1 protein-coding gene is annotated in these 780 nt (G+C 72.3%); it reads right to left on the reverse strand.

Annotated features, from left to right (window positions below; genetic code table 11):
- Positions 1–36: 36 nt before the first annotated feature.
- A complete protein-coding gene (locus E4099_RS32550) occupies positions 37–684 on the reverse strand; it encodes a response regulator transcription factor (protein ID WP_135342667.1) in 648 nt (215 codons plus the stop codon).
- Between the last annotated feature and the right edge of the window lie 96 nt (positions 685–780).

Raw genomic sequence — 780 nt, forward strand, 5'->3', positions numbered from 1 at the left:
ACCGGGAACCCCCCGGCCGCCCACCGGCCGCTCCGCTCAGCCGCGGTCCAGATAGGCGAGCACCGCCAGCACCCGGCGGTTGTCGTCGTCGGACGGCGGCAGGCCGAGCTTTCCGAAGATGTTCGAGGTGTGTTTGGCGACCGCCCGCTCGGTGACGAAGAGCTGTGCCGCGATGGCGGCGTTGGACCGGCCCTGGGCCATCAGCTCCATCACCTCCCGCTCCCGCGGCGTCAGCTTGCCCATCGGCTTGTCCTGGGAGCGCCGGGTCAGCAGCTGCGAGATCACCTGCGGGTCCATCGCGGTGCCGCCCGCGGCCACCCGGCGCACCGCGTCGACGAACTGGTCGGCGTCGAACACCCGGTCCTTGAGGAGGTAGCCCACCCCGCCGCTGCCGTCGGCGAGCAACTCGCGGGCGTACAGCTGCTCCACGTGCTGGGAGAGCACCAGCACCGGCAGCCCCGGGGTGGCCTTCCGGGCGGCCAGCGCGCACTGCAGGCCCTCGTCGGTGAAGGAGGGCGGGAGCCGTACGTCGACCACGGCCACGTCCGGTCTGAGTTCGGCCAGCGCGCGGCTCAGCTCGGGTCCGCTCTCCACCGCCGCGGCGATCTCGAAGTCGTACGCCTCCAACATGCGGACCAGGCCGTCCCGCAGCAGAAAGAGGTCTTCGGCGAGGACAACGCGCACTACAACTCCACGGAGGGGCGGCGGATCGAGGGGTCAGCAGAACGAATGTACCTCCCCCCGGAGGCCGCCCCCGCGGGATCGGCCGTGGGCCCCCCG

The organism is Streptomyces palmae, assembly GCF_004684805.1.
Taxonomy (GTDB): Bacteria; Actinomycetota; Actinomycetes; order Streptomycetales; family Streptomycetaceae; genus Streptomyces; species Streptomyces palmae.